The organism is Dokdonia sp. MED134 (genome assembly GCF_000152925.2).
GTDB lineage: Bacteria > Bacteroidota > Bacteroidia > Flavobacteriales > Flavobacteriaceae > Dokdonia.
In genome coordinates this window covers 189,487-214,413 of the sequence record NZ_CP009301.1, presented here as the reverse complement: position 1 = coordinate 214,413, position 24,927 = coordinate 189,487, and the positions used below count along the sequence as shown (strand labels likewise).

Annotated in this window: 29 protein-coding genes; 11 read left to right on the top strand and 18 right to left on the bottom strand. The window is 37.3% G+C overall.

Annotation, left to right across the window (positions count from 1 at the left end):
- The first annotated feature begins 22 nt into the window (after positions 1–22).
- Positions 23–1,216 (top strand): LETM1-related biofilm-associated protein, encoded by a 1,194-nt coding sequence (locus MED134_RS00940; protein WP_021779267.1) that lies wholly within the window; start codon positions 23–25, stop codon positions 1,214–1,216.
- Here the strand turns inward: MED134_RS00940 and MED134_RS00935 are convergent.
- Genes MED134_RS00935 through MED134_RS00915 form a run of 5 tightly spaced genes read right to left on the bottom strand, consistent with a single transcriptional unit; the run spans position 1,213 to position 4,087 of the window.
- Complete coding sequence (locus MED134_RS00935) at positions 1,213–1,971, bottom strand: LytR/AlgR family response regulator transcription factor (RefSeq protein WP_021779268.1); 759 nt, start codon at positions 1,969–1,971, stop codon at positions 1,213–1,215. The two genes, MED134_RS00940 and MED134_RS00935, sit on opposite strands and share 4 nt — an antisense overlap.
- Positions 1,972–2,007: 36 nt before the next feature.
- On the bottom strand, positions 2,008–3,144 hold the full coding sequence (locus MED134_RS00930) for an amidohydrolase family protein (RefSeq protein WP_021779269.1): 1,137 nt from the start codon (positions 3,142–3,144) through the stop codon (positions 2,008–2,010).
- Positions 3,145–3,149: 5 nt separating this feature from the next.
- Complete coding sequence (locus MED134_RS00925; protein WP_021779270.1) at positions 3,150–3,485, bottom strand: 2TM domain-containing protein; 336 nt, start codon at positions 3,483–3,485, stop codon at positions 3,150–3,152.
- On the bottom strand, positions 3,485–3,796 hold the full coding sequence (locus MED134_RS00920) for a 2TM domain-containing protein (RefSeq protein WP_021779271.1): 312 nt from the start codon (positions 3,794–3,796) through the stop codon (positions 3,485–3,487). The genes MED134_RS00925 and MED134_RS00920 overlap by 1 nt, the downstream gene beginning before the upstream one ends.
- A gap of 6 nt (positions 3,797–3,802) precedes the next feature.
- Positions 3,803–4,087 (bottom strand): 2TM domain-containing protein, encoded by a 285-nt coding sequence (locus MED134_RS00915; RefSeq protein ID WP_035328545.1) that lies wholly within the window; start codon positions 4,085–4,087, stop codon positions 3,803–3,805.
- Between the two features lie 160 nt (positions 4,088–4,247).
- Here MED134_RS00915 and MED134_RS15150 point away from each other — a divergent pair, with 160 nt between their 5' ends.
- The 5 genes from MED134_RS15150 to MED134_RS00895 all read left to right on the top strand — a co-directional run bounded on the left by MED134_RS15150 (position 4,248) and on the right by MED134_RS00895 (position 7,759).
- On the top strand, positions 4,248–4,412 hold the full coding sequence (locus MED134_RS15150) for a Lacal_2735 family protein (protein WP_021779273.1): 165 nt from the start codon (positions 4,248–4,250) through the stop codon (positions 4,410–4,412).
- A gap of 83 nt (positions 4,413–4,495) precedes the next feature.
- Complete coding sequence (locus MED134_RS15220) at positions 4,496–4,669, top strand: hypothetical protein (RefSeq protein ID WP_021779274.1); 174 nt, start codon at positions 4,496–4,498, stop codon at positions 4,667–4,669.
- A 58-nt stretch (positions 4,670–4,727) separates the two neighbouring features.
- Positions 4,728–6,659 carry a DNA polymerase III subunit gamma/tau gene (locus MED134_RS00905; protein ID WP_021779275.1) on the top strand — a complete coding sequence of 644 codons (1,932 nt, stop codon included), beginning with the start codon at positions 4,728–4,730 and terminating at the stop codon, positions 6,657–6,659.
- Positions 6,660–6,694: 35 nt separating this feature from the next.
- Positions 6,695–7,276 (top strand): tRNA-(ms[2]io[6]A)-hydroxylase, encoded by a 582-nt coding sequence (locus tag MED134_RS00900; protein WP_035328543.1) that lies wholly within the window; start codon positions 6,695–6,697, stop codon positions 7,274–7,276.
- A gap of 18 nt (positions 7,277–7,294) precedes the next feature.
- Positions 7,295–7,759: a DUF6265 family protein gene (locus tag MED134_RS00895; protein ID WP_021779277.1), complete on the top strand. Its 465-nt coding sequence runs from the start codon at positions 7,295–7,297 to the stop codon at positions 7,757–7,759.
- Here the strand turns inward: MED134_RS00895 and MED134_RS00890 are convergent.
- The 4 genes from MED134_RS00890 to MED134_RS00875 form a co-directional block, all read right to left on the bottom strand.
- Positions 7,756–8,328: a TlpA family protein disulfide reductase gene (locus MED134_RS00890; RefSeq protein WP_038600738.1), complete on the bottom strand. Its 573-nt coding sequence runs from the start codon at positions 8,326–8,328 to the stop codon at positions 7,756–7,758. The genes MED134_RS00895 and MED134_RS00890 overlap by 4 nt on opposite strands.
- A gap of 75 nt (positions 8,329–8,403) precedes the next feature.
- The gene (locus tag MED134_RS00885) at positions 8,404–9,480 is read right to left on the bottom strand and encodes a hypothetical protein (RefSeq protein ID WP_021779279.1); all 1,077 of its coding nucleotides are present in this window, start codon (positions 9,478–9,480) and stop codon (positions 8,404–8,406) included.
- Between the two features lie 81 nt (positions 9,481–9,561).
- Positions 9,562–10,227: a Crp/Fnr family transcriptional regulator gene (locus MED134_RS00880; protein ID WP_021779280.1), complete on the bottom strand. Its 666-nt coding sequence runs from the start codon at positions 10,225–10,227 to the stop codon at positions 9,562–9,564.
- Positions 10,228–10,367: 140 nt separating this feature from the next.
- Positions 10,368–10,646, bottom strand: a complete 279-nt coding sequence (locus MED134_RS00875) for a winged helix-turn-helix transcriptional regulator (RefSeq protein ID WP_021779281.1) — start codon at positions 10,644–10,646, stop codon at positions 10,368–10,370.
- 158 nt (positions 10,647–10,804) lie between these two features.
- Between MED134_RS00875 and MED134_RS00870 the strand changes: the two genes are divergently transcribed.
- Complete coding sequence (locus tag MED134_RS00870) at positions 10,805–11,326, top strand: VOC family protein (protein WP_021779282.1); 522 nt, start codon at positions 10,805–10,807, stop codon at positions 11,324–11,326.
- A 56-nt stretch (positions 11,327–11,382) separates the two neighbouring features.
- Here MED134_RS00870 and MED134_RS00865 read toward each other — a convergent pair whose 3' ends face one another.
- From MED134_RS00865 to MED134_RS00840, 6 genes are all read right to left on the bottom strand, one after another.
- Positions 11,383–13,656 carry an aconitate hydratase gene (locus MED134_RS00865; RefSeq protein WP_021779283.1) on the bottom strand — a complete coding sequence of 758 codons (2,274 nt, stop codon included), beginning with the start codon at positions 13,654–13,656 and terminating at the stop codon, positions 11,383–11,385.
- Between the two features lie 246 nt (positions 13,657–13,902).
- The gene (locus tag MED134_RS00860) at positions 13,903–14,409 is read right to left on the bottom strand and encodes a hypothetical protein (protein WP_148305624.1); all 507 of its coding nucleotides are present in this window, start codon (positions 14,407–14,409) and stop codon (positions 13,903–13,905) included.
- Between the two features lie 239 nt (positions 14,410–14,648).
- Positions 14,649–15,602, bottom strand: coding sequence for an AAA family ATPase (locus tag MED134_RS00855; RefSeq protein ID WP_021779285.1), 954 nt, complete (start codon positions 15,600–15,602; stop codon positions 14,649–14,651).
- An 8-nt stretch (positions 15,603–15,610) separates the two neighbouring features.
- Complete coding sequence (locus MED134_RS00850) at positions 15,611–17,041, bottom strand: peptidylprolyl isomerase (RefSeq protein ID WP_316930976.1); 1,431 nt, start codon at positions 17,039–17,041, stop codon at positions 15,611–15,613.
- Positions 17,025–17,882, bottom strand: coding sequence for a hypothetical protein (locus MED134_RS00845; RefSeq protein WP_021779287.1), 858 nt, complete (start codon positions 17,880–17,882; stop codon positions 17,025–17,027). Before MED134_RS00845 ends, MED134_RS00850 begins: the two co-directional genes overlap by 17 nt.
- Entirely contained in the window at positions 17,875–19,806 is a 1,932-nt protein-coding gene (locus MED134_RS00840) for a peptidylprolyl isomerase (RefSeq protein WP_021779288.1), read from the bottom strand. The genes MED134_RS00845 and MED134_RS00840 overlap by 8 nt, the downstream gene beginning before the upstream one ends.
- 142 nt (positions 19,807–19,948) lie before the next feature.
- Here MED134_RS00840 and MED134_RS00835 point away from each other — a divergent pair, with 142 nt between their 5' ends.
- Positions 19,949–20,182 carry a hypothetical protein gene (locus MED134_RS00835; RefSeq protein WP_021779289.1) on the top strand — a complete coding sequence of 78 codons (234 nt, stop codon included), beginning with the start codon at positions 19,949–19,951 and terminating at the stop codon, positions 20,180–20,182.
- 81 nt (positions 20,183–20,263) lie between these two features.
- On the top strand, positions 20,264–20,776 hold the full coding sequence (locus MED134_RS00830) for an OmpH family outer membrane protein (RefSeq protein ID WP_038596767.1): 513 nt from the start codon (positions 20,264–20,266) through the stop codon (positions 20,774–20,776).
- Positions 20,777–20,837: 61 nt separating this feature from the next.
- Here the strand turns inward: MED134_RS00830 and MED134_RS00825 are convergent, their stop codons facing one another.
- The 3 genes from MED134_RS00825 to glyA form a co-directional block, all read right to left on the bottom strand.
- Positions 20,838–21,224, bottom strand: a complete 387-nt coding sequence (locus MED134_RS00825; RefSeq protein ID WP_021779291.1) for a nucleoside triphosphate pyrophosphohydrolase family protein — start codon at positions 21,222–21,224, stop codon at positions 20,838–20,840.
- Positions 21,225–21,528: 304 nt separating this feature from the next.
- Complete coding sequence (locus MED134_RS00815) at positions 21,529–21,948, bottom strand: hypothetical protein (protein WP_038600736.1); 420 nt, start codon at positions 21,946–21,948, stop codon at positions 21,529–21,531.
- A gap of 106 nt (positions 21,949–22,054) precedes the next feature.
- Positions 22,055–23,329 carry a serine hydroxymethyltransferase gene (gene glyA, locus MED134_RS00810; RefSeq protein WP_021779294.1) on the bottom strand — a complete coding sequence of 425 codons (1,275 nt, stop codon included), beginning with the start codon at positions 23,327–23,329 and terminating at the stop codon, positions 22,055–22,057.
- Positions 23,330–23,440: 111 nt separating this feature from the next.
- Here glyA and fahA point away from each other — a divergent pair, with 111 nt between their 5' ends.
- Positions 23,441–24,733, top strand: coding sequence for a fumarylacetoacetase (fahA, locus tag MED134_RS00805; RefSeq protein WP_021779295.1), 1,293 nt, complete (start codon positions 23,441–23,443; stop codon positions 24,731–24,733).
- Positions 24,734–24,746: 13 nt separating this feature from the next.
- Positions 24,747–24,926, top strand: a complete 180-nt coding sequence (locus MED134_RS00800) for a hypothetical protein (RefSeq protein ID WP_021779296.1) — start codon at positions 24,747–24,749, stop codon at positions 24,924–24,926.
- Position 24,927: the final 1 nt, after the last annotated feature.

Here is a 24,927-nt window from a genome sequence, read left to right as displayed (position 1 = left end):
ATCTCTTTAAAAAGTAAATAAAATGAATCCCTCTGCAACTGGCTGGGTAAAAAAGCACTTCTCATCATTTCTTGATTTTATAGACAAGAATGCGATGGATGAAGAAGACTTCTACGAGGCTTTGCGAGCAGTGGGATTTATTTATGGACACTCACTAGACACACTTACAGAAAAAGAATCAAAAGGTCTTACCTGGACTACTCAAGAAAAGACAAAGGTCAACCTTTTTGACGCACTTGCATTCACCTATTACGATACTATTACAAATGCAAGAAAAGAAGATTGCCTGGAGGCTATCATCGCTTTTTACAAATTACTTGATAAGAAGGAACAGTACATCATAAATATCCCTATAGGTAAAGGGTCACTTGAGTATAAGGTAGAAAAAATCATACACCAGCGTGTACAGACTAACGAGTCTGTTTTACAAAAAAACTTTAGTCACATTATAACTAATGCACTGGTTTATATAGACATCTTAAGTTTTGACCACTACCTTATTACACAAGAAGATCCTTATGAGTATGCAAAAAAGCTAGAAGCCGTACTTACTGAGACCATCTGGCTAGCCCTGCAACAAAAAGAAAGTAAAGATGAGTACAACAAGTTACTTATAAAACTTTTTGAAAGTTCGCTACGTTACAACTCATTAATTAAGCACACACATACACGGGTTACAGAGATAGACTTAAGTATAGTCACAGAACCGCTAGAGCAACAATACCTACTTGACTTATGTAGTTTATCCCTCTGGGATGATCAAAAAATAGATGAGCACGAGCGTCTTTTTATTATGGAATTTTGCACAGTAATGGGCCTAGATGAAAAAGGCTATCTAGAGGGTGTACTTGCTGTAAAAACCTTCCTTACCGAGCATAGCGATGAAGTTGCTTATCTCAACTACAGTAATCCTGTAAAGCATTTTTATAACCAAACCACAAGTACGGTAAGTAATCTCATCTCTCGCAATAGTAAAAGACTAGTAAGAGAGATACGTGAGAGCCGCGATCTGGTCATATTACTGGGGCAATCTACCACGCGGGATTTATCTAAAGACGAACGTAAACTGGTAAAAAATCAGCTGTTAGATATTTGTAAAAGTATACCATCGCTGGCAGTATTTTTACTACCTGGAGGTGGTTTATTACTACCTATACTCGTGCGACTTATCCCAAAAATGCTTCCCAGTGCTTTTAATGAAAACCTTGAAGATTAAGCAATCCAGGTTTTAAAATCTTTTACGCGCTCACGGCTCACAATTATTTCTTGCTCATCCCAGTTGTTAAGCTTTATCTTAAGTCTAGAATTTGTGTATGCTATAATATCTGCAATGGCATTAATATTTACATAATACTTTCTGCTTACGCGAAAGAATGTCTCAGGCTCCAGATCATTTTCCAGAAGCTCCAGCGTAGTATCTAGCAAGTAATTGCGCCCCTCTATAGTACCAGCATATGTTCCTTTGTTTTCGCTATAAAAACACTCAATCTCGTCTATAGGAATCATTTTTATATGTTGCCCTATCTTAGTAGTAAAACGCTTTTTATACTCCCGCTCTACCGGCGTAGCGCCTAGAAGCTTACGTATATCTTCAAAGTTAAGTGCCACATCTTGCGGCTTAGGTGTGCGCTCCTTAAACTTGTTTACCGCCTTCTCAAGATCTTCATCATCTATGGGTTTAAGCAAATAATCTACACTGTTAAGTTTAAAAGCCTGTAAAGCATACTCATCAAAAGCTGTAGTAAAAATTATAGCACTCTTAACCTCTATCTCATCAAAAATTTCAAAAGACAAGCCATCAGATAATTGGATATCTAAAAAAATCAAATCAGGATGCGCATTAGACTTAAACCAAGCTACTGCTTCTGCTACAGAGTGTAGCATTTCGTTTACAGTTACTCCTAGTTCGGCTAGCATTCTATTAAGTCTTCTAGCAGATGGTTTTTCGTCTTCTATGATGAGTACATTCATTTATTTATGCTTTGATTTACGTAAAAATACTAATTCTTATTCTTGCTCGACAAGGGTACCTTCTTTCCAGATATGTGATAATGTATTGAGCTTCATTACATCATTTACTGGTGATTGCTCCAGCAATAGCAAGTCTGCTTTATAGCCTTTCTTTATGTACCCTACTCCTTCTAGAGAGAATTTCTCTGCAGGTAGTGACGTAGCACTTGCTAGTACAGCCTCTATGGGTAATCCCGCTTTCGCGAAAAAAGCCAACTCTTTATACAAATCACTTCCTATATTAATATTTGCATTAGGTGGATCTGTACCTGCTAGTATAGGTATACCAGCGTCAAACAAACGTTTTACCTCTTTTAAAAGATTTGCTTCTATAAGAGCTGTCTCCTCTGTAGTTTTATTAAAGTATAAAGGCTGTATCAACACCGTGGTTAAAATTGTAGGAATTACAAAGAAGTCCTTCTCTTCTACTAGCTCTTGTAAATGCTGGTCTGTCATAGGTTTATCGTGATAGATATGTACGAGTCCATCTGCATTATTTACTAAAGAATTATAAGCATCTTCTTCATTTGAAACGTGTACAACTGCAATTTTACTTGCTTTGTGTGCTTCTTTTATAATCTGTGCTACCGTTTCTTTATCCAGTGTCTTTTTCCACGGCTCTACTATGATTTTAATATAATCTACGCCTGCAGCTACTCTGTCATTCACCCACGGTTCAGCATCTGCTGGTTTACTTAAAGTAGGTATAGGAAATCCATATTGTGTACCGTGACCACCCTCTGTGGTGGCAGCATATCCCGCTCTGTATAATCTGGCACCATCTAGAGAGGTTCTGGCATCTACCATTGCTTTTTGCATAGGTTCCATACCGTGCATATCTAGCAGGTTGAGCACTCCTGCTTGAGCTGCTTCTTTAAGTTGTGGTAATGCCCAAGTATGAACGTGTGCATTTGTAAGAGCTGGCATTAAGAATTTACCTCGACCGTCTATGATTGTTTCGGCTTTTTGGGGTCTTTTAGATACTTTAGTTATCGTTCCGTCACTTACTGCTACAGAGCGGTTTTCTAAAATTTCTTTTCCATTAAATAGGCTTACATTGTTTATAACAAAATCTCCTTGAGCGCTAGATATAGAAGTTATAACTAGCAGGAGCGTGAGTAGTAGTGTTTTCATAGCTTCTATTTTTCGCGAAAGCGTGAAGAAAACTCTTCCTCCTCTTCTTGCATAAACTCTTTAATCTTGCGCTCTTCCCACTTACGTATGCCTTTTAAGAATCTAAAGCCTTTAAAAACATAAATCCAATGTATAAATAGAGACAATCCCCAAAAAAATGGTGTTGTAAATCGCACCCACCACGGCGCATACTCACCGATATGTAAGTCAAAAAAGATTCCTGAATAAAACAGCTGTAGTAAGGTGTTTATTACTAGATAGACGGTAAGGTGATTATAAAAACCTTTCTCATCTGCTACGCGTTTTTTTGCGCGTTCATATTTTTCTTTACTATACTCCATTACTTTCTTATTATAGGGTTTGAAGAATTTTCTCTTTCATCTCTCTCTAGGTGTTCTTGTATTTTGCGCTGTTCCCATCCTTTTCCTAAAAAGATACCTAGACCAAAAAGCTTGAGACCGTCTATCACAATACCTAGAAGTGAGAATCCTACTACCCACAGTACCCAAGGATTTCTAAACTCATTTACATAATAATTTATCCCTGCGATAACGGCACAAACGATGACAGCATTTATGATTTTACCATAAAACTTACGCACCTTTTGTACGTGAGCCGCAGCTCTTTGATATTTTTCTTGTGGCGTTTCCATATGCTATTATTTTAAATCATCATTACGTAAGTACTCATCTATCTTGCGCTGCTCCCAGTCTTTTGAGAAAAAAGGATTCCATCTAAAGGTATTTGCTGCGTGGCCTAATATACCAAGACCCCAACCTAATATAGGGAAGATTGCCCAAAAATAACCGCTCGTAAAATAGTTAAGTGCTAGAAAGAATACGACAAAAATTAAATAAATGCCTAGATGGTTATAAAACTCTTTAAGTTCTCCTACTCTTGCTTGTGCTCTTTGATATTTGTTTTCTTGATCTGAAGTTCTCATAATTACTTTGTTATTGATTGATGATGTAAATATCATATCAAACTGCTTGTTTTTAAAGTAGTACTTACCGAATTGTAGAAAATATGCCCTCAATTGTAAAACAGACATATATAGCCTTGAAAAAGATCGCTACAAGCCGTATCTTTAAAAGAAAAAAGAAATGTTTGGATTATTTAAAAAGAAAAGCCCAGTTGAAAAACTACAAGAAAAACACAAAAAAATACTAGAACAGGCCTTCCAACTATCTAAGAGTGACCGAAGTGCAAGCGATAAGCTATATGCAGAAGCTGCCGAAATAGAAAAAGAGATATCACGACATTCATAACTTTTTAACATCATATTTTGATTTTCTACAAAATATTGTAAGATTTTTTCTATTTTACAACAGCAAACCTTAAACACTCTTATATGAAATCCCTATTCTATTCCTCAGAAAAACTGAGGCGTTTAAAGTCGTACCGTAAAAAAGCAATCTCAAATGCAAAAAAATGGAGCGGTAGAGATGAGATGGCAAGTCACAGCTATCAAATAATGGTAAAGGTCATAGATCAAAAAGTATCTGCCCTTACTGTTAATAAGTAAACAAGAAAGAGACCATACTCACTAGTATAATTTTACATACCCCTTTATATTTGTGAGTATGGAACCCTTCATAGTATCAGCTCGAAAATATCGCCCTACCACCTTTAAAGATGTTGTGGGACAACAGGCTATTACTAACACGCTTGAAAATGCGATTCAAAACAACCACCTAGCACAGGCACTACTTTTTTGTGGTCCTAGAGGAGTGGGAAAGACGAGTTGTGCACGTATACTAGCAAAACAGATTAACACAGACGAAAATACTAGCCCAGATGAAGACTTTGCCTTCAATGTTTTTGAGCTAGATGCTGCTTCAAATAACTCTGTAGATGATATACGAAGCCTCATAGATCAAGTACGTATCCCTCCTCAAGTAGGTAAGTACAAAGTTTATATTATAGATGAGGTCCATATGCTCTCTGCAGCGGCCTTTAACGCTTTTCTTAAAACATTAGAAGAACCACCTAAGCACGCCATATTCATACTTGCCACCACAGAGAAGCATAAAATCATACCTACTATACTCTCACGTTGTCAAATATTTGACTTTAAACGTATCACAGTAGCAGACGCGCGCAAGCACCTTGTACAAATCGCTGCCGAAGAAGGGATAGAAGCAGATGAAGAAGCACTGCACATTATCGCACAAAAAGCAGATGGAGCAATGCGTGACGCATTATCAATTTTTGACAGAGTAGTAAGTTTTAGTGGAAAGACGCTTTCGCGAAAAGCGGTAACCGAAAATCTAAACGTATTAGATTACGACACCTACTTTACAACTACAGATCTTTTACTTGCAAATGATATCCCGCAGGTACTCGTACAGTTTAATGATATCCTAGCAAGAGGTTTTGACGGGCATCACTTTATCGCGGGTCTTGCATCCCACTTTAGAGACCTAATGGTTTGTAAAAACCCACCTACAATACATTTACTAGAAGTAGGTGACAGTACTAAGAAAAAATATTACGAGCAATCACAAAAAACAACAATGGCTTTCTTAATGGAAGCGATAGATATTGCAAACAGTTGTGATCTCAAGTATAGGACTAGTCGCAACCAGAGATTACTGGTAGAACTAAGCCTTATGCAACTTGCCTCTATCACTTTTGATGGAGAAAAAAAAAATGACGGTCCATTCATAGTTCCGCCATCTTATTATAAAGTAGGTACTACACAAACAACACAAATTCAAGTTAACACTCCGGCCGTACAGCAGGTAGCACAACCGCAAACTCCACAAGAGGAAGCCGTACATAGCCCTACGCAAGCTCAACAAACATCACCTGTACAACAGGTGCAAGAACCAGCTATTACAGAAAAGCAGCCCGCAAATAACAACATAGCTACTCCAGTAAGCGATAATGAGTCGCAAGTGACTACGCAAGTTTCACCAACCACCGTTGAAACTAATACAACTGCACCGGCAACAGAACAAACAAGTCCAGCTACTCCTGCTCAACCAGAGCAACCTGTACCTGCTCAAGGCTCACCTACTACACAGGCAACCCCAAGCCTAACTATACGTAAAGACAGAGTATCAGGGCTTTCTCTAAAAGGATTGCAACGCAAAAAAGAACTTGAGCAAAAAAAGGCAGATAAAAAAGTAGATGTGCAAAACCTGCCATCAGAACCTTTTACAGAAATCGCAATGCAAGCCGCTTGGGCTTCTTACGTGCAAAAATTATTACAAAAAGGAGAACGCATCATCGCTTCAAATCTTGAGGCAGACCAACCTACTCTTAACGGTACTACCATAGAACTTGAGTACCCTAACGAAACAATGAAAATTGAGGTAGAACGAGCTCAAGGCCCACTGCTTGAATATTTAAAAAGAAGCTTAAAAAACTATGATATCACCCTAGATATCACTGTAAATGAAGAAGTACAGCGCAAATATGCCTACACTCCTCAAGAAAAGTACGATAAATTAAGAGAGCAGAATCCTGCTCTGGATATTTTGAGAAAGACCTTTGACCTAGACTTATAAAACCCTTTGCTATGGAAAATAAAGAAGCAATACAGATGCTACATCTTAAACTACCTACAGATCCAAGGTGGGTAAATATTGTAGAAAAAAACATAGAAGAAATCCTTACAGATCACGCATATTGTGAGCAAAAAGCAGCCTCAAGCGCAATTTCATTTATTATAGGTTTTCCAGAATACTCAGAGCTTGTAGCAGCAATGAGTGATCTAGCTATCGAGGAGATGAGCCATTTTAAAATGGTGCACGACCTTATGGTAGAACGAGGTTTACATTTAGGTAGAGAGCGTAAAGATGAATATGTACATAAACTACGTTTTTACTTCCCAAAAGGTGGCTCAAGAGTAGAAAGCTTGATAAATAGATTACTCGTAGCAGCACTTATAGAAGGAAGAAGTTGTGAGCGCTTTAGATTACTTTCTGAACAACTAGAAGATAAAAAGCTCGCAAAGTTTTACCGTAAGCTTATGATAAGTGAGGCAGGACACTACACAATGTTCTTAAATTTTGCTCGTCAATATGGAGATCGTAAAAAGGTAGATGCCAAGTGGCAAGAATTACTTGATTTTGAAAAGCAAGTAATGAAAGATCTAAGCGTTAAAGAAACAATGCACGGATAAAGTATAATCGTCATCATTATGCGCTACACATTACTTTTATTATCTCTCTTTACACTCCTTCTCTACTCTTGTAAAAATGAAGAGAAACACGCTGTCGTTACTAGTCAATTTGATTACCTCATAGGTGATTGGGAACGTACTAATAGTAAAGGTGGTAGTGCAACGTCAGAACACTGGAGGGCGGTAACTAGCGAAGACTTGAGAGGTCACGGTTATACTATAGAAGACGAGGACACAGTTTTTAATGAACGTATGCGCATTTATAAAAAGCAAGAACAGTGGATACTTTCTATAAGTGGTCCTAATGAAAACCCCACACTGTTTAAAATTACTCAACATACAAACAGTGCATTTACAGCTGTAAATCCTGAAAATGAGTTCCCAAAGGTAATTACGTACTCGTACTTTGATGATGTGCTCACAGCGACCATCTCTGCAGAGGATACAGAGATACCATTTATCTTCTGGAGAATGGAAGATTAATCTTCGGCAATAAGCTTATCTAGTGTGGTACGCACAGCATCGCTGTTCCAGTTTGAAGCTCCTTTTTCTTTTATAATGATGTGACCTGTTTCATCTATAATATATGTTGTAGGTATAGAACGCTCAAAGAGTTGTTCTGGAGTTTCCATAGCCGGTAAGACTGCCGGTAGTTTGTGACTTTTTTTTGCCATAAACCGGGCTACTACTTCTGGGTTTTCATTTGTGATAAGTAAAAATTCTACTTTGTCGCCATAATCTTTATATAAAGCTTCTATAGATGGTAGCTCTGCTATACAAGGCGGGCACCAGGTAGCCCAGTAACTTATAAAGGTTACTTTTCCTGTTCCTATAGATACTTCTTTGGGCGCTCCATCTAGTGATGTAAGGCTATATGTAAATGGTTTAAGTTGGTGTTGGTCCGCTTTCGCGAAAGCGGAAGGAGAAAAAATTGCCACCTTAACTTTATTTAATGCTACCTGTATGGGCGTTCTAGTTTGTGGTATAAGTAACAACAATATCACTACTATAAATAGAACATTTTTCCAGGAAAACTTCTTTTGCTTTTTCATAAAAAATAATGCGTGTATACAAGAGTCGTATACACGCATTAAACTTACATATTTATTATTAAAATGGTGTAACCGCTAGTTACGAGTAACCGTTATAGGCTCAGAGAGGTCATAACATCCTTCTAGATCATTTGCATTTGCTCCTACCATTAAACCTTGAAGTCCATCTTCATAACGTAGGTACCAGATAAGACAAACGCCTGTACCTGCATCGTCAAAGTTTACTCCCTCTACAGCTGTAAGCGTAGGTGGCAATCCTAAAATCTCACCAGTGTCTGATGTAATTACCCAAGTATTAAGCGACCCCAAACTGTCACCCGTAAGGCCTAAACCAGAAACCATATCTGGCGTGCCATCTACAGTAAAGGTAAAAGGTCCTCCCGTAATTTCGGCAGCTAGGGTTTGGTTACGCACAACTTCTACAGGTTCTGAAAGATCAAAAGGTCCCGTGAGATCATTTGTATTTCCTCCTACTTCTAGACCCTCTACGCCTTCTTCATATCTCATATACCATATAAGACATACTCCAGGTCCGGCAGCATCAAAATCTACTACAGTTTGTACCGCTTCAAGTGTAGGTGGTAATCCTAGAATCTCCCCTGTATCTGACGTGATTACCCACGTTCTCTCAGATCCTACAGAATCACCAGTAAGTGATAAACCGCTCACCATATCTGGTGTTCCATCTACACAAAACTCAAAAGGTCCTCCTACAATCTCTGCTGCCATAGGTCCTGCATCACGATTTACGATAATAAAGTTAGATAGATCAAAATCTCCAGAAAAGTCATCTAGATTTTCACCCATTTCAAGTCCGGCTAGACCGTCTTGATAAGCAAGATGGTACACATAACAAGCACCTACTCCAGCATCATCAAAGTTTACTCCTTCTAAGGCATCAATTGTAGGTGGGATTCCTAAAATATTACGATCTGCATCTGTTACCACAAAGGTAGTAACATCACCGGCAAGTTCACCACTCACTGAGACTCCTGTTACCATATCTGGCATACCGTCTACAAAGAATGTAAATGGACCTCCTTCTAGCATACCTGCCTCTGGAGTGATTGTGTTTGTGTTGTCATCATCAGACTCACAAGATGCAAATAAAGCTCCTAGAGCTAAGCATCCTAATAGCAATTGTTTTTTCATTTGATAGTAATTTGTTTTTTATACTGTAAAACTATTACCATCTGTTATCTTTAAATGTAAGCTAGCTTACATTTGGAAAAATTATGCGACTTTAAGTCTAATTTCATTGCGCGAGAAGTCTAAAAAATTTACCGCCTTGAGATCATTCATTATAGCATTTAAAGTAGGACGTGAGGTTCCTATAAGACTGGCAATATCTTTTTGTGTATATGGGTGTTTTATTACTGTGTCTCCAGTATTCGGGCAGCAATAGCCAAAATCTTCGGCAAGTTCATCAAGAAATTCCTTTACACGAGTCGTGGCATCCTTAAAAAGTAACAAATCTAAGCGACGTTCTAATTTTTTAAAACGCATTCCTAAAAACTTATATACTTTGAGACTGAAGGTTCTATTAGACCGCATTAACTCCTGCATCTGCCCTACTGGCACTGGGCACACCATAGTTTGAGCATCTAGAGATTGTGCAAACTCACTGCGAGACTCCTCACCTAGTATTGCTTTTTCGCCAAATAATTCTCCCTTTGTAAGTATTGCACGTACCACTTCTTTACCATCTTCGGCATAGTAACCTAGTTTTACTTTACCCTTTTCTATCAGGTAGACCTTTGTAGCCGCATCTTCTTCAAAGTAAATATAATCTTGCTTTCCGTACTGGCAAAAATGATTGCGCTCTCTATATCTTTTTGTTTTGTGTGGGCATAAGGCTCCAAAAACATTTACATCTTCTAAAAACCAAATTTTTGACATCGCAATATGAAGTTAGTGATCATAAGCTAAGTCGAACATTTTAACATTTTCTTACAACTATAGTAAATATTGAAAGGTGAATCACGCTTTCGCGAAAGCGTACTCAAAACTGTTAAAAACCTAAGAGCGTCTTATAAATGCTAGCTACTCGCAGCATCATCTACTCCCCATTTATCTAAACTGAGTAGTATATCTCTAAGCGTTTCTCCTCTCTTAGTAAGACCGTACTCTACCCTAGGCGGCACTACAGGAAATACTTTTCTAAAAACCAGTCCATCCCTCTCGAGCTCTCTTACCGTTTGAGTAAACATTTTATTTGATATCCCTTTAATGTGCTTTTGGAGTTGACCAGACCTAAGCGGCTGATCAAGTAAATGAAAAAGTACAAGCGGTTTCCACTTTGTGCCTATAAGTTGCATTGTATAATGAAGTGGGCAAATGTTATTGTTTCCCAAAAGTTTAATTTTTAATCATTTAATAATCATTATTTTACACCTTTTAGTAACTATCATACTTTATGGTGCGTTATTGCCTTATGGCACAATATACTCTAATTTTGACTTTAAAATAACAATCTATGAAAACAGAAAATAATTATCCAAAGTCATTTTCCCACATTGGGCTTACCGTTCCGGATATAGAAGCTGCAGTACAATTTTACTCAGAGGTTATGGGATGGTATGTAATTATGGAACCATCTACCGTAAAAAAAGAAACAGATACTGCGATAGGGCAAATGTGTATTGACGTTTTTGGGACAGACTGGGAAGAGTTTGAAATTGCACACCTAGCCACATCAGACGGTATCGGTGTGGAGCTATTTTCATTTCCTCACGGAATGAAAGAAGCTCCTGCTTTTAATCCTTTTCATACTGGGTTATTTCACTTTTGTATACAAGACCCTCAAATTGAAGAGCTAGTAGAAAAAATAGTGGCTCACGGAGGAAAACAAAGAATGCCTATACGTGAGTATTACCCAAAAGAGAAACCATTTAAGATGTGTTATGTAGAAGATCCTTTTGGGATTGTTTTTGAGGTATATACACATAGTTATGAGTTAACCTACTCATCTGGCGCTTACACAGGCAAACCAGCATAAACAAAAAAACTCCGCTATTACTAGCGGAGTTTTTTATATACTTAAAAGAGATGTGCTTATGCAGCGCTTTCTTTTTTGATTAAGTTAAGAGCACTTCCCTCACGATACCAAGCGATTTGAGCATCGTTATACGTGTGGTTTACTTTAATAGTGTCTTTGCTTCCATCTGCGTGAACGATCTCAACTGTAAGTGGAGTATCTGGAGCAAAATCTGCAATATCTATAAAGTTAAAAGTATCATCTTCTTGAATAAGGTCATAATCTGCCTCGTTCTGGAAGGTAAGACCTAACATACCTTGCTTCTTTAAGTTGGTCTCGTGTATACGTGCAAAAGATTTTACAATCACTGCAGCTACGCCTAGGTGGCGAGGCTCCATTGCCGCGTGCTCACGAGAAGAACCTTCACCATAGTTATGATCTCCTACAACTACAGTTTTAATCCCTGCCTTTTTATACTCACGTTGTGTGTCTGGCACTCCACCATACTCACCTGTAAGTTGATTTTTAACAAAGTTTGTCTTCTTTCCAAAGGCGTTTACAGCACCTATAAGACAGTTATTAGAAATGTTATCTAAGTGTCCTCTATAACGTAACCAAGGCCCTGCCATAGAGATGTGGTCTGTTGTACACTTACCAAATGCTTTGATAAGTAACTTCATACCCTGCATCTCACTATCTTGTATAGGTGTAAATGGTGTTAAGAGCTCTAGCCTTTCAGAATCTGGAGATACACTTACAACAACATTACTTCCATCTTCAACTGGAGCTAGGTAACCATTATCTTGTACTTCAAATCCTTTAGGAGGTAATTCCCATCCTGTAGGCTCATCAAATTTAACCTCTTGACCATCTTCATTAAGAAGCGTATCTGTCATTGGGTTAAAATCAAGTCTACCAGCAATTGCTATAGCAGCAGTAATCTCTGGTGATGCTACAAAGGCGTGTGTATTTGGATTACCATCTGCACGCTTTGCAAAGTTTCTATTAAACGAGTGTACGATACTGTTTTTTGGTGCATTTTTAGGATCGCTATAACGAGCCCACTGCCCAATACAAGGTCCACAAGCATTTGTAAAGATTTTTGCCTCTAGATTTTCAAAAATATCTAAGATACCGTCACGCTCTGTTGTAAAACGTACAAGCTCAGACCCTGGATTGATACCAAGCTCTGCTTTCATTTTTATTCCTTTATCTATAGCTTGTTGTGCAATAGATGAAGCTCTAGATAAATCTTCATAAGAAGAGTTAGTACAAGAACCTATAAGTCCCCACTCTACTTCTAGCGGCCACTCATTTTTTGTTGCTTTTTCTGTCATATCAGACCCTACAGCTGTAGAAAGGTCTGGTGTAAAAGGACCGTTAAGTAATGGGTTAAGCTCAGTAAGATTAATCTCAATTACTTGGTCAAAATATTGTTCTGGATTTGCATAAACATCTGCATCTGCAGTAAGGTATTCTTTTATGTTGTTTGCAGCATCTGCAACATCTGCACGATCTGTAGCACGTAAGTAACGCTCCATAGAAGCATCATATCCAAAGGTAGAAGTTGTTGCTCCTATCTCTGCTCCCATATTACAAATAGTACCTTTACCTGTACAAGATAAAGACTCTGCACCTGGGCCAAAGTACTCTACAATAGCACCTGTACCTCCTTTTGCAGTAAGAATCTCTGCTACTTTAAGTATAACGTCTTTTGGCGCTGTCCATCCAGATATAGTACCTGTAAGTTTTACACCTATGAGTTTAGGAAATTTAAGCTCCCAAGCCATACCAGCCATAACATCTACAGCATCTGCTCCACCTACTCCTATTGCGACCATACCTAGACCTCCTGCGTTTACAGTGTGAGAATCTGTACCAATCATCATTCCTCCAGGAAATGCGTAGTTCTCAATAACTACTTGGTGTATAATACCTGCTCCTGGTTTCCAAAAACCAATACCGTATTTATTTGAAACCGACTCTAAGAAGTTAAAAACCTCGCTAGAGACATTGTTTGCATTTTTAAGATCTGTTGCGGCACCTTCTTTTGCTTGTATAAGGTGATCACAGTGTACCGTTGTAGGCACTGCTACTTTATCCTTACCAGCCTGCATAAACTGCAATAGCGCCATTTGCGCCGTAGCATCTTGACAAGCGATACGATCTGGAGCAAAGTCAACGTAGTCTTTACCACGTGTAAATGCCGTAGAAGGCTTCCCATCCCAAAGGTGAGAATATAAAATCTTTTCAGAAAGTGTAAGGGGCTTACCTACAAGATCACGAGCCGCGTCTACACGCTCTGCCATACTTGCATAAACCTTCTTGATCATATCAATATCAAATGCCATATATTTATGTATTAGGTTGTTAAATAATTCCGTTCTAAAAACGGTCTACGAAAGTACAAAATACCCTACTTAATAGCAATAGTACAATGGGCGCTTCATCTAGAGAAAGTGAGATTTATGAAGGTGCATAAAAATTAAACTTCAGATTACACAATTCTAAAAAAGAACCCCTCCAAATTATCATATTAATAATTTGAAGGGGTTAAATTTATATGTTGCTAATTACGCTTTCGCGAAAACGTTGTATTAAAATGTACTCAATGCGTAATTCCCATCAAAAGAACCAGCTACTAGCTCACCATCTGTGCGTTGAAATTCAAAAATGATATAGATTTCTTTTTTATTTCTGTCAAGCGAAACAATTCTGAAGAAACCAGAAGAAACGATTTGCTCATCAAGAATAAACTCACCGTCTGTCACTTCTCCTTGATTGAGGTTACCATTTGCAACAGTAACAAAATTTGTGAGGTCACCGCCTACATAATACGACTTTTCAATTAAGCTATTTGCAGTGGTTTTAAAGACAGCTGCATCAACATCATTTGCAGATCCATCATCTGAAAGATTATTACTCGTAAGAATAACATCTCCCTCTGGCGTCACATATACCATATCTGTAATGTAAGCAACGCTATTGTACTGAAATCCATTCTCATTACCTAATGTATTATTAGGCACTGTTTCTTCTACTGAGCAAGAAGTAAAAGCTAGTAAACAGCTTAGCGCTGCATAGTATATATATTTCTTCATCATACTTATGATTTGGGGCGTATAAGTCAAATGTATGACAAACACTTCAAATCATCGTTGAAAAACACAAATATTCGATGAAATACACAAATTTGTGTTTTTACTTAGGTATTGAAATACCCTAAATATGCCAGATATTGAGAAAAAATTAGACAACAGAAACCCCATAATAAACATTGTACTGTTTATCAATCACTTGCTGTATATGAAGTATTAGGTGATAGCGCTTTCGCGAAAGCGTACTAAAAAAGATCTTTAATAATAGACTCTATAGTGAGTCCCTCTGCCTCTGCTTTATAGTTTTTAATCATTCTATGCCTAAGGATACCGGTAGCTACGGCCTGTACATCTTCTATATCTGGCGAGAATTTACCATTTACAGCTGCGTGTGTCTTTGCACCAAGTATTAAGTTTTGAGACGCACGTGGTCCCGCTCCCCAGTCTATGTAATCATTTACTATCTGAGCAGCTTTTTCTGTCTTAGGTCTCGTCTTGCTTACTAGATTTACTGCATACTCTATCACATTATCTGCAACAGGGATGCGCCTCACTAGTTGCTGAAACTCTATAATCTGAGTTGCATTTAATAATGCACTTACTGTAGGCTTACTGTCTGATGTGGTGGCTTTTACAACATCTACCTCTTCTTGAAAAGATGGGTAATCAAGATTAATAGAAAACATAAAACGATCTAGCTGTGCCTCTGGCAGTGGGTAAGTTCCCTCTTGCTCAATAGGGTTTTGAGTAGCTAGCACAAAATATGGTAGTGATAAAGGATATCTCTGCCCAGCAACTGTAACCACACGCTCTTGCATTGCTTCTAGAAGGGCAGCTTGAGTCTTAGGTGGTGTACGGTTAATCTCATCTGCTAGAATAATATTAGAAAAGATAGGGCCTTTAATAAACTTAAACTGTCTAGACTCATCTAGTATCTCTGATCCTAATATATCACTAGGCATTAAGTCTGGAGTAAACTGTATACGTTTAAAATCAAGACCTAAGGTAGTGGCAATAGTGTTTACCATTAATGTCTTTGCAAGCCCAGGAACACCTATTAATAAAGCGTGGCCACCAGAAAAAATAGAGAGGAGAATCTCATCTATTACTTTTTCTTGACCTACTATTATCTTTGATATTTCTGTTTTGAGTAATCCGTGCTTTTGCACGAGATTCTTTATGGCTGCAACGTCAGACATCTATTTCTTTATTTTTTTAACCAGTTACTTACAAAATCACAATCACGGTTTTCTCCATTGATTTTGATATAAGTTTCTGCAATTTTTTCTTCTTGCCACTTCTCTATGGCTTTAATTTGCTTTTGGCGTAAGGCAAGTTCTTTAATCTTTATGTAATCATTTACATAGTCTGCCTTATGCTCTTCAAGTCTATTGTTTACTGAGTACAAAAGATACTGCTTTTGCCCTGTTCTAGTTTGATCTGTAAAAACAAGTGATACCTCACCCTCCTCAAGGTCATCTATTTTTGAGTAAATGTCTGGATCTACTTTAGTAAGTTCAAAACGTCTGCTACCTGTTTGTGGTATTGTAAGCGTACCTCCATCATACTTAGTTTCTTCTTCATCTGAAAACTCCTTTGCAGCCTCTTCAAAAGTTAACTCACCGTCTATAATGCGCTTTCTTACGAGTTTCACAAGATCTTTTGCTTCTTCTTCTTGAGCTTCTTTAATTTCTGGTACAAGCAGTATGTGACGTATGTCCTTACGTTCTCCTCTTGTTTTTTCTACATAAACAATGTGAAAACCAAACTCTGTCTCAAAAGGCTCACTTATCTCTCCATCTTGAAGGCTAAAGGCAACGTCTCTAAACTCTTTTACAAGTGGGGTGTTGCGGTCTATTACCATAAGACCTCCTTCTGATCTTGAACCTGGGTCTTGGGTATATAGTACAGCCTTTGTCGCAAAGCTACTTCCGTTCTCTAGAATATCTCTACGAAAACCTTTAAGGCGATCTATCACCTTCTGACGCTCTTCTTCTGAAGCTTTGGGCTCAATTACGATTCTTGATATTTCTAACTCTACTCCTACCGTAGGTACTTGATCTTCTGGAATACTCTCAAAAAATGTCTTAACCTCGTCTGGTGTTACATCTACCGTCTCAATGATTTTGTCATTCATTAATTCTGATAAGATAATATCTTTTCTAATTCCAAAAAGTTCGGCTCTTAAATCTGCCATATTATCCTTCTTGTAGAATTCTACAACCTTTTGTTCTGAACCTAACTGGCTCGAAAAACGTTGTATAATTTGATCTACCTCACTGTTTACTCTAGCATCTTGTACGATAAGACTATCTTGAACTGCCTGGTGAGCCAGTAATTTGCTTTCAAGTAAATTACCCATTACTTGGCAAGGTGTAACCTCTGAAGCTGCTTGTCCTTGATTTTTTATATCTGATAGGAACTTATCTATATCACTTTCTAGAATAAGGTACTCTCCTACTACACCTGCAACTCCATCTACCTTAAATTTGTCTATAGATACTTTTATAGTGTCCTTTTTTACTACTGGTGCTTCTTCAACTTCTGTAGTTACTGCTGCTGCAGTCACCTCTGTTGTTTGTGCAAAACCTATTTGTATAGCAAAAAGTAGAACTAATATGTTAGTTGTAAATTTCAAATTTCTTGTTTTTAATAGCATCATCCTTAATCTCCTTTTCAAGCCTTTTTATAAGGGCTAACTTCCTTTTGTTATTAATAATCTGATTTATAGTAGGGCGTACATATTCTAACGGTGCGATATCGTTGCGTCCTAGCGTATTTTTAACAGCGATCAAATATAATCCTAATGAATCTCGTAGCTGTATGAAATTTGTTTTTTTTAACAACTGTTTTGAATTTTCGTTGTTAATAATATTTATTTGGTTTATCACAACTCGCTCTTTTACCCATATTGAGTCGTTAAGGAAATGATTTTTATATTGAAACTTTAGAGAATCTAGTCTCTTGGCGTCTCTATAATCTGAACTTCGAAATAACTTTTTTAATTCACTTAAGTCGCTATAGTCTTCTTCTACTTGTATAAACTTAAACTGAAGCAAGGGTTCGTTAAGTAAGAAATTCTGTTTATTATTTTCATAAAATGCTTTTGCTTCATTATTTGAAACTATACTATCCAACTGCTTGTTAATAAGCGCATCTTTATAATAGCGTATATATAAATCCTTCCTGTAATTTGCTACTAGCGCCTCAAAGGCTTCTTGATCATCTTTGGGTAAATTACGCATAGCACCATCTAGCAGTAATTGATCTGTCGCCCAATTATTTATATAGTTCTGTACAAAAGACGCACTATCTGTAATCGTATTTGATGACAGAATATCTTTTAATGTTTCTTCTGTAAGTGTATGGTCATTTACTCTAGCAATGACAGTCTCTTCTTCTGTTTTTTGAAAATAACCACATCCAGCCAACAAAAAAGTTAAGCTACCTAAAATAAAAAATGATTTATAATTACTCATTATATCTAGATATAAGCTTATTTAAAACTGTTTTGTTTACAGTGATGTTACTATCTTCCCTTAGACGATTTACAAATATATCTTCAAGAAATTTTTGATAATCACTCATAACTTGTCCTCTTACATTTTGTAATGTGTTAGTCATTGCTTCATTAATAGAAACAACTTCATATACCACATAGTTCCCGCCTTCTTTTAAAAGTTCTTTATCTCCTATTTTTACTATTCCAGACATAGGAAGATCTTCTTTTACAAAATCTTTCAAGGTTATAATAATAGGCGAATCGTGCTTTTTCTTTAATACACTTAGTACGCTATTACTATTTTCTCCTTGTGTATTGCGCTTTAAGTAAGTACTGGCAATCTTCTTTTGAGATGTAGTAAAGACCCGCGTTGTAAAAGTTTGTAGTGCCTTATACCTTTCTATATTATTAACATAAAATGTATTTAAACCTACACTATCTTTCTGAGCCTTATCCCAGATTTCTGTTTTTAAAAGGTCAAAAAGTAACAATCCCTCTTTATACTCATTAATAAGAAGACCAAAATCTGAGTCTTGCTCCTCTAGATGTGATTTATGATAAGTGATTAGCGCATTATTGACAAAATTTTCAACTTCTCTTTTTACAAAATAGTCTCTTGAAACGTATGGAACCTTGCGGTATTTTTTTTCAAGTACTTGAGCAATATCTTTATAAGTAATAACCTGATCCCCTACCTTAAATGCTTCTTTTGACAACGCACTATCATCTGTAAACACATTTAACTTCTCTTCATAAACCTCTGGTAAAACAGATGTAAAATAGCTTGTAATTTCTGGTTCTTGAGTGATCTTGTACTGTTCTCGTAATCTAGTATTAAGTTCTTGCGATAAAACACGAGCACGGGAGTCTTTTGTAACCCTCTTAGTAAGTGAAGGCTTCATTTTCTCAAAAGATAGTACGGGATTCTTCTTAATTAATTTTAAAATATGCCATCCAAATTTCGTTTTAAACGGCTCAGAAATGTCACCTACTTTTTTAAGATCAAATGCCGTATTCTCAAACTTGGAACTACTTAATTGACCTTTTTCAAAAGCACTTAATACCCCTCCTTTTTTTGCAGAGTTTTTATCATCACTATAATTAAGTGCTAATGTTTCGAAAGCTGCACCTTTTGCAAGTAACGCTCTTACTTCTTTGATCTTTTCCTCTGCTATAATACTAGAATCTTTTTGCTTTAAAGCAATCATTATATGAGCAACCTGAACAGACCCCTGTGCTATTCTGGAAGCAGTAGGCTGTACTATATGATACCCGAAACTCGTTCTAAAGGGTTGAGAAACTTCATTAACCTTAGTAGTATATGCGGCGTTTTCAAAAGGATAAACCATTTTAAAAGCCTTAAACCACCCTAAGTCTCCGCCATTTTGCTTTGCAGATGGATCTTCACTATACTTACTTGCAATGAAAGCAAAATCTTCTCCTGCCACAATACGTTTTCTTGCCTCTAATAATTTATTAAAAGCCGCTAGCGTATCTTTTGGTAATGCATCTGGACGCACTCTTACAAGAATATGCCTTGCTCGAAGTTCATTTTTAGTTCTATTATAGGCCTCTTCTACAAGCTTATCTGTTACTTGTACATCATTGAGATAATCTTTTCCCAGTTGTGTTCTATATGAGGCTATCTCTTTTTTATAAGACGCTTTGTTATGAAGCCCTTTTCTATAAGCTTCTTGAACTTTAAGCTTATAATCTATAAATAGGTCTAGGTATTGTTCTGGTGAGTTTTCTTCTGTGTCGTTTATGAGTGCAAGGTTTTTCTCATAAACACGCACAAAATCTGCTGTAGTTACTTCATCATTATTTACTTTAAGTAATACCTCTTGCTGTCCTAAAGAGACAAAAGGCATAAAAAAACAAACTATAAAGAGGTAACGCATATAAGGGATTAGTTATTTGCAAAAATAGGCATAATCAACCACTGTGCAATACCAACGGTTTTAAGTAATCTTTAGTACATCTATGCTGCTCTGTAAGCAGCATATTATATACTTTTGATCTCACATTATAAGAGCAACACCATTGGAAAGACTTAAACTTATATGGGACTTTAGAGGTCCAGACTCAGAAAAAATTGCCCTTCATCACGAGATACATCTTAAAGAGTATGCTAGTGCAAAAGGACTTAACGCACCTCTTACAGGTGTAGAAAGCCAGTCTGAAGACTTTGCACTCGCTTATCTCGTTGTAGACAAGGATGCTATGAAACCAGTGAGAGACGACTTAAAACCACACAGAGGACAGCTCTTTACTTAAAAAAGCACCCTTGGCACAGATATTGTCTTCAATCACATATATTTGCACGCGCAAATGATAAACCTTAACAAAACACATACAATGAAAAAAATCGTACTCGCAATGTTAGTCGTGCTATTTACAGCAACAGCTTTTGCACAAAGTAAAGTAGGAACTGTAGATGCAGATTTTATCCTCACAAAAATGCCAGAGCTTACTGCTGCAAATGAAGAAGTAAAAAAATACAATCTTGATCTTGAGTCTCAAATGAAGGTAAAGATTGAAGATTATGAAGCAAAAGTAAAACTATACCAAGCCGGACAAGCAGGCTTTACAGACGAAGAAAGAAAAACTAAGCAAGGAGAAATCATAGCATTAGAAGACGATATTTCAAAATTTCGTCAGAACGGAGCACAGCTTTTACAACTTAAACAATCTGAAGTAGTGCAACCACTTTATAAAAAAATAGGTGAAGTTGTAACTACAGTGGCAAAAGAGCAAGGCTTCTCACACATCCTTACTATAGGTAACAATAATAACTTTGCATATGCAGATCCTGCATCAGACATCACAATGGCTGTACTTGCAAAAATGGGTATCAAAGTAGAGGAGTAAAAACCTTACTACTTCATAAAAAAAGCCGCTTTCTTTAGAGAGCGGCTTTTTTTTATAGTTTTTACTTGTTGAGTATACTTGCAATGTCTGGCTTAAAATAGTTAGGCCCTTTAAGTACTTTACCATCCGCTCTATAGATAGGCTTTCCATCTTCACCCAGCTTACTCATATTAGAACGTTGTATCTCATTAAAAACCTCCTCTATTTTATCTTGCATACCGTGTTCTATAATAGTCCCACATAAAATATACAGCATATCCCCTAGCGCATCTGCCACTTCTAGGAGATCTCCATTATTTGCTGCTTCTAGATACTCTTCATTTTCTTCCTTCATCAAGTTGTAACGTAACTCATTTTTGGCTTTAGAGAGTTGAGCTGTAGGCGTAGCCTTTCTATCCAGCCCATAAGTATCGTGAAAAAGGGTTACAGCTGCTATTTTATTTTTCATAAGTTAAATTTGTTTTATTACGCTTTCGCGAAAGCGTACTCATACGTATTTTTACACTTCTAAAATACTCCAAATGTTTAGCACTGGTCAGGTTATATTCGTACTTTTTTTTGTGATTGCTTTCATAACGCTCATTATATGGAGTTATCGCAAAGATCTTAACCTGCATAAAAAGCAATACAAAGGAAGTAAATGGGTATTGCTCGGTTTTATTGGGTTTGTGGTGCTTCTGTTTTTAATCAAACTGGTTTTAAAACCTTAAAGACTTAAACAACCTACATACAAACACCCCATAAATAGATCCTTACCCTATTTTTAAGTGGCTTTCTGACTTACTTAATAGAAGTTCGTTTAGTTTTTGCAAATCTTCTGGATGAATTCCTTTTGCATCAAAAGTAATTTGCTCGCCATTGATTTTAGTTACTATAAGAGTACCTTCTGTAAGATCTGTACTAGCGATGTGGTCAAAATATATGCGTTTACCATTCCACGAGTTGAGACGTATCATTATTACATTTTTAGTAACCTGTACATCATTCTTATAGATAAAAAATCGAAAAAAATATATCACCTGTAGCAAGAAGCCAGCTGCAGCAATCTTCCTATTTATACCAGGATTTTCAAATTCATAAAACTCAAAGGTACCTGCGAGTATACATACCAGAGAAAGTACCAGCACGGTAACCCAAAACCAACTATTCTTGTTAAAATGTATATGTTTCATAAATCTTAATTTCTTACGGTAGGTGTACGCATTTAAGCTTTTGTTACAAACAAACATAAAAAAAGCCAGCAATATAATTACTGGCTTGTACATATATATGTGTTTACTATGCTTTAAACAATGGTCTGTGCCCCATCATCTCGTTCACACTTTTTGCAACGTTTTCTAGCACCTCGTCATTATCGTGGTGCTGTATTGCCTTGTCTATAAAGTTTGCAATCTCGTGCATATCACCTTCTACAAGACCTCGTGTAGTTACTGCAGCAGTACCTATACGTATACCAGAAGTTACAAATGGTGACTTGTCATCAAATGGTACCATATTCTTGTTTACCGTAATGTCTGCCTTACCTAGCGCTTCTTCGGCAGCTTTACCCGTTACATCTTTATTGCGTAGGTCTATAAGCATCATATGGTTATCTGTACCTCCAGATATAATGTCATAGCCTTTAAGCACAAGTGCATCTGCTAGTGTAGTTGCATTTTTCTTAACCTGCACCATATAGTGTAAAAACTCATCTGTAAGTGCTTCTCCAAAGGCAATTGCCTTTGCTCCTATCACGTGCATTAATGGTCCTCCTTGGTTACCTGGGAAAATACCACTATCTAGTAGAGAAGACATCATACGTTTCTTTCCACTTTTAAGTGTGATTCCAAAAGGGTTTTCAAAATCTTCACCCATAAGTATCATTCCGCCGCGTGGCCCTCTTAGTGTTTTGTGCGTAGTAGTTGTTACTACGTGACAGTGTGGTATAGGGTCTGCTATGATTCCTTTTGCAATAAGACCTGCTGGATGAGCAACATCTGCAAGAAGGATGGCGCCTACTGAGTCTGCAATTTCGCGGAAGCGTTTATAATCAATCTCACGTGAGTATGCAGAGGCACCTGCTATGATCATTTTAGGCTGCTCTGCAGTCGCTATTTCTTGTATTTTATCGTAATTAAGTAATCCTGTTTCCTTATCTACTCCGTAAAAAACAGGGTTATATAAGCGACCAGAAAAGTTTACTGGCGACCCGTGTGTTAAGTGACCACCGTGAGCAAGGTCAAAACCTAAAAATTTATCTCCTGGTTTTAAACAAGCGTGAAAAACGGCCGTGTTTGCTTGAGAACCTGAGTGCGGCTGTACGTTTGCATAGGCGGCTCCAAAAAGTTCCTTTGCGCGCTCTATAGCAAGTGTCTCTACCTCGTCTACTACTTCACAACCACCATAATAACGCTTACCAGGATACCCTTCTGCATATTTGTTAGTTAGTACAGATCCTGCAGCTTCCATTACCTGGTCACTTACAAAATTTTCTGAAGCAATAAGCTCAAGGCCATTAAGTTGGCGTTCTTTTTCTTCTTGTATTAGGTCAAAAATGGCGGTGTCGCGTTGCATATTTATAATGTTTGTTAAAGTGATACAAAAATACTATAAACTCTTTTTAAGACTGCTATAAATCCTATATTTGAGGAAGAGATTTACAAACAACTTATTAAAACATATAGAATGCCTCTATCTGCAAACGACCCATCTAGAAAAACGTGGCTTGACACGCCTAAGAATACAGATTTTCCTATACAGAATATTCCTTTTGGAGTGTTCTTAACTCGTGATGATGTAATTACAATAGGTACACGCATAGGTGATTATGCGATAGATCTAGGCGCGCTACATCAATTAGGGTACTTTAAAGGAATACCTCTTACAGATGATATCTTTTTACAAGACACGCTTAATGACTTTATTGCAGATGGTCGCAAGACGTGGAGACTCGTACGTAATCGCATTTCTGAAATCTTTGAAGAGAGCAATGCAGCACTGCGTGACAATGCAAAAGATCGTGACGTGGTTATCTTTAAACTGGATGAAGTAGAAATGCAACTTCCAGTACAGATAGGTGATTACACAGATTTTTACTCAAGTATTGAGCACGCGACTAATGTAGGTACAATGTTCCGTGGTGAAGAAAACGCGCTTATGCCTAACTGGCTTCACCTACCTGTGGCATATCACGGTCGTAGCTCTTCTGTAATACCATCTGGAATACCTGTACACAGACCAAAAGGACAAAAGCTACCTAACGGTGCGACAAACCCAATATTTGGCCCATCAAGACTTATAGATTTTGAACTTGAGATGGCTTTTATAACAACAGATGCAAATAATCTAGGAGAATCTATCTCTACAGAAGAAGCCGAAGAAAATATTTTTGGCCTTGTACTCTTTAATGACTGGAGTGCGCGTGATATTCAAAAATGGGAATATGTGCCACTAGGACCGTTTCTTGCAAAAAACTTTGCCTCATCTATCTCTCCGTGGATTGTGACACTAGATGCTCTTGAGCCTTTTAGAGTAGAAAGTCCAGCGCCTAAAAAAGAGCTTTTACCTTACCTTAAGTTTGAAGGTAAAAAGAGTTTTGATATTAACCTTGAGGTGGCATTACAGCCAGAAGGTATGAAGGAGACTACCGTGTGTAAGTCTAACTTTAAATATATGTACTGGAATATGAGCCAGCAGCTTGCACACCATACAGTAAATGGTTGCCCTGTAAATGCTGGAGATATGATGGGTAGTGGTACGCTATCTGGATCTACACCAGACTCATATGGTTCTATGCTTGAGTTATCGTGGAGAGGTGAGAAACCGGTAAAACTTAAAGAAGGTGGTGACCGCAAGTTTATAGAAGATAATGACACGGTAATTATACGTGGTTACTCTAAGTCTAAGGATTACCCGCGCATAGGTTTTGGCGAAGTATCAACTAAGCTATTACCAGTTTTTGAGCCTAAGACAAAATAAGAATACCGAGTAAATGAAAACAATAGCTTTATACTTTGTAATGCTACTAGCAGTCTCTTTTTATGCTAGTGCACTGCTACTAGCCTATTGGCTACTATGGCTTATATTTGGCAAAATAGCCGCCGCAAGCATATTGCTTATCCTTATAGGTATAACGATAGTAAGAGTACAATTAAAAAAAAGAAGATCGTAAG

Coding starts and splice junctions, on each gene's coding strand:
- MED134_RS00940 (WP_021779267.1), top strand. CDS start 23: ATGAATCCCTCTGCAACTGGCTGGGTAAAAAAGCACTTCTCATCATTT.
- MED134_RS00935 (WP_021779268.1), bottom strand. CDS start 1,971: ATGAATGTACTCATCATAGAAGACGAAAAACCATCTGCTAGAAGACTT.
- MED134_RS00930 (WP_021779269.1), bottom strand. CDS start 3,144: ATGAAAACACTACTACTCACGCTCCTGCTAGTTATAACTTCTATATCT.
- MED134_RS00925 (WP_021779270.1), bottom strand. CDS start 3,485: ATGGAGTATAGTAAAGAAAAATATGAACGCGCAAAAAAACGCGTAGCA.
- MED134_RS00920 (WP_021779271.1), bottom strand. CDS start 3,796: ATGGAAACGCCACAAGAAAAATATCAAAGAGCTGCGGCTCACGTACAA.
- MED134_RS00915 (WP_035328545.1), bottom strand. CDS start 4,087: ATGAGAACTTCAGATCAAGAAAACAAATATCAAAGAGCACAAGCAAGA.
- MED134_RS15150 (WP_021779273.1), top strand. CDS start 4,248: ATGTTTGGATTATTTAAAAAGAAAAGCCCAGTTGAAAAACTACAAGAA.
- MED134_RS15220 (WP_021779274.1), top strand. CDS start 4,496: ATGAAATCCCTATTCTATTCCTCAGAAAAACTGAGGCGTTTAAAGTCG.
- MED134_RS00905 (WP_021779275.1), top strand. CDS start 4,728: ATGGAACCCTTCATAGTATCAGCTCGAAAATATCGCCCTACCACCTTT.
- MED134_RS00900 (WP_035328543.1), top strand. CDS start 6,695: ATGCTACATCTTAAACTACCTACAGATCCAAGGTGGGTAAATATTGTA.
- MED134_RS00895 (WP_021779277.1), top strand. CDS start 7,295: ATGCGCTACACATTACTTTTATTATCTCTCTTTACACTCCTTCTCTAC.
- MED134_RS00890 (WP_038600738.1), bottom strand. CDS start 8,328: ATGAAAAAGCAAAAGAAGTTTTCCTGGAAAAATGTTCTATTTATAGTA.
- MED134_RS00885 (WP_021779279.1), bottom strand. CDS start 9,480: ATGAAAAAACAATTGCTATTAGGATGCTTAGCTCTAGGAGCTTTATTT.
- MED134_RS00880 (WP_021779280.1), bottom strand. CDS start 10,227: ATGTCAAAAATTTGGTTTTTAGAAGATGTAAATGTTTTTGGAGCCTTA.
- MED134_RS00875 (WP_021779281.1), bottom strand. CDS start 10,646: ATGCAACTTATAGGCACAAAGTGGAAACCGCTTGTACTTTTTCATTTA.
- MED134_RS00870 (WP_021779282.1), top strand. CDS start 10,805: ATGAAAACAGAAAATAATTATCCAAAGTCATTTTCCCACATTGGGCTT.
- MED134_RS00865 (WP_021779283.1), bottom strand. CDS start 13,656: ATGGCATTTGATATTGATATGATCAAGAAGGTTTATGCAAGTATGGCA.
- MED134_RS00860 (WP_148305624.1), bottom strand. CDS start 14,409: ATGATGAAGAAATATATATACTATGCAGCGCTAAGCTGTTTACTAGCT.
- MED134_RS00855 (WP_021779285.1), bottom strand. CDS start 15,602: ATGTCTGACGTTGCAGCCATAAAGAATCTCGTGCAAAAGCACGGATTA.
- MED134_RS00845 (WP_021779287.1), bottom strand. CDS start 17,882: ATGAGTAATTATAAATCATTTTTTATTTTAGGTAGCTTAACTTTTTTG.
- MED134_RS00840 (WP_021779288.1), bottom strand. CDS start 19,806: ATGCGTTACCTCTTTATAGTTTGTTTTTTTATGCCTTTTGTCTCTTTA.
- MED134_RS00830 (WP_038596767.1), top strand. CDS start 20,264: ATGAAAAAAATCGTACTCGCAATGTTAGTCGTGCTATTTACAGCAACA.
- MED134_RS00825 (WP_021779291.1), bottom strand. CDS start 21,224: ATGAAAAATAAAATAGCAGCTGTAACCCTTTTTCACGATACTTATGGG.
- MED134_RS00815 (WP_038600736.1), bottom strand. CDS start 21,948: ATGAAACATATACATTTTAACAAGAATAGTTGGTTTTGGGTTACCGTG.
- glyA (WP_021779294.1), bottom strand. CDS start 23,329: ATGCAACGCGACACCGCCATTTTTGACCTAATACAAGAAGAAAAAGAA.
- fahA (WP_021779295.1), top strand. CDS start 23,441: ATGCCTCTATCTGCAAACGACCCATCTAGAAAAACGTGGCTTGACACG.
- MED134_RS00800 (WP_021779296.1), top strand. CDS start 24,747: ATGAAAACAATAGCTTTATACTTTGTAATGCTACTAGCAGTCTCTTTT.